The 2,704-nt window shown below is 64.7% G+C and carries 2 protein-coding genes; one reads left to right on the top strand and one right to left on the bottom strand.

Going from position 1 to position 2,704, the window contains the following annotated elements; genetic code table 11:
- On the bottom strand, nt 1-1,859 hold a 1,859-nt coding region (locus AC4FAH_RS14385), incomplete at its 3' end, for an oxidoreductase (protein ID WP_490246295.1).
- A 229-nt stretch (nt 1,860-2,088) separates the two neighbouring features.
- On the opposite strand from AC4FAH_RS14385, the gene AC4FAH_RS14380 reads away from it, so the two are divergent.
- Nucleotides 2,089-2,704, top strand: a 616-nt coding sequence (locus AC4FAH_RS14380; RefSeq protein WP_490246294.1) for a TetR/AcrR family transcriptional regulator, incomplete at its 3' end; no start/stop codon positions are given.

Below are 2,704 nucleotides of genomic sequence, written 5' to 3'. Positions count from 1 at the left end.
CCGTAGTTGACCACTACCTGATCGACGAGGCGCTGATCCGCGTAGGCACCGGTGCCCTTGCCCTGCGCCACGGCGTCATCCAGATAATCACTGCCGATATGGGCGATCAGCTGGCCATCCTCACTGCGCGTGACACTGCCGAGGCGATAGGTCGGCGTGAAGGTGACGGCGAGACGTTGCAGGCTGCGCATGTAGGGCACCAGGTTCATGGCCATGATTTCCGGCGCGAAGGTGCGGTCTGGCGTCATCATCTCGAGCCTGGCACCGGAGTTGGCGATCATCTCGGCGGCCTGTAGCGCGGCGTGGTCTCCCGCATCATCGAACAGCAGCACGTTGCGGCCAGGCGTGACATGGCCTGAGAGAATGTCCCAGCTGGAGACGACCAGCTCGCTGCCGACCTGCGGCATGTCTTCCTCGGGATAGCCACCGGTGGCGACGATGACGACATCGGGTTGCTCCGCCAGCACATCCTCGGCCTCGGCGAAGACGTTGTAGCGCATCTCGACGCCGAGCGCCTCACAGCGACTGATGCGCCAATCGATGATGCCGATCATCTCGCGTCGCCGCTCGCTCTGCGCGGTGAGGCGAATCTGGCCACCCGGCTGGTCGGCCGCTTCCAGCACCACCACCTGATGGCCGCGCTCACCGGCGACGCGTGCGGCCTCGAGCCCTGCCGGGCCCGCGCCGATGATCACGACCTTCCGGGTGACCTCGGCAGGCGTGATGTCATGCGGTTGCTCCAGCTCCCGCCCGGTCGCAGCGTTATGAATGCAGTAAGCGGAGCCGCCCTGATAGATGCGATCCAGACAATAGTTGGCCCCGACACAGGGGCGGATGGTCTCCTCCTGCCCGGCCATCAGCTTGCGCACGATGTGCGGGTCCGCCATGTGGGCGCGCGTCATGCCGACCATGTCGACCTTGCCAGTGGCGATGGCGTGACGTGCGGTGGCGATGTCCTGAATCTTGGCGCCGTGGAAGGTCGGAAAATCCATCGCCTCGCGAATCTGTCCGGCGAAGTCGAGATGCGGCGCACTGGCCATGCCCTGGATCGGGATGACATCGGTGAGGCCCGCATCGGTATCGATATGGCCGCGCACCACATTGAGAAAATCGACCTGACCGCTATCGCGCAGCAGACGCGAGACTTCCAGGCCATCGCTGGCATCCAGCCCGCCACTCAGACACTCATCTCCCGTGTAGCGAACGCCGACGATGAACTCGCTGCCCACCCGTGCGCGAATGGCGCTCAACACTTCCATGGTGAAGCGCAGTCGATTCTCGAGACTGCCGCCGTAGGGGCCATCCAGCGTATTGGTGAGCGGTGACCAGAACTGGTCCATCAGATGGCCATAGGCCTGCAGCTCGATACCGTCGAGGCCGGCTGCCTGCATGCGCTCGGCGGCGTCGGCGTAGTCCTGGATCAGCCGTGCGATATCCCAGTCCTCGACCCGCTTGGGAAAGGCGCGGTGCGCCGCCTCACGACGATGGGACGCCGAGACCGCCGGCAACCAGTCGGCCTTGTCCCAACGTGTGCGGCGTCCCAGGTGAGTGAGCTGGATCATCACCGCGGTGCCGTGCTCATGACAGGCATCCGTCAGCTCGCTGAGCCACGGCACCACCTCATCGCGATACGCCAGGATGTTGTTGAACACCGGCGGGCTGTCCTTCGCCACCGAGGCGGAGCCCGCCGTCATGGTCAGGGCGATGCCGGCACGCGCACGCTCCTCGTGATAGGCGCGGTAACGCGCCTTGGGCATGCCATCTTCCGGATAGGCAGGCTCGTGGGAGGTCATCATCAAGCGATTCTTGAGGGTCAGATGCTTGAGCGTGAACGGCGTGAGCAGCGGGTCCTGAGCCATGTGGCCTCCTGATGAGCAGACAGCGAGAACAGGGGTGTCTTTATTGCGTACACCTGTGTACATACGCTGACTATAGTCCTAGGCTTCAGGCCATGCGTCACCGGACACGCCGTTCTCGCCCGCCTGACGCAGCCAGACTCGTCGCTGTCGCAAACAGCATGCTCTTGGCGTCATCGCACGATCGACCTTACATGAGCCTCACCATCCCCCGGCTTTCAGGAGACCGCCGATGCCAGAGTCCCCAAGCGTCCCCCCGGCAAGTGACGGCGCCCAGGCTGCCGGGCGCGGCAAGGCCGAGGACTGGCTGGAAGCCGCCTATCAGCAGCTGTTGCTGGGCGGCGTGGATTCGGTGCGCGTCCTGACATTGGCCAAGACGCTGGGCCTGTCACGCACCAGCTTCTACTGGAGCTTCAAGGACCGCGACGCCCTGCTCACCGCGCTGCTCGCGCGCTGGGATGCTCACAATACCGCCGGCCTGATCGGGCGCTGCGAGCAATACGCCGCCACGGTGGTGGAAGCCATGCTCAATGTCTTCGACTGCTGGCTGGATGCGTCACTGTTCGATTCACGCTTCGAGCTGGCGATCCGCAACTGGGCCTCTCAGAACGCGGAGGTCGCCGCTGCCGTCGCCCGCGCCGATCAGGCACGCATTCAGGCGCTGACCAGCATGCTGATGCGCTACGGCCAGCCCGAGCAACTCGCCAACGTACGAGCGCGCACCACCTACCTGACCCAGATCGGCTATCTGTCGATGCGCACTCAGGAAAGCGTCAGCGAGCGCATCAGCCGCGTCGCCGAGTATGTCGAGGTCTTCGTCGGCGAGCGCTGCGAGCCTCAGGAGCTGG

The sequence above is a fragment of the Cobetia sp. genome (assembly GCF_983723665.1).
This window is presented reverse-complemented; position numbering and strand designations above follow the sequence as displayed.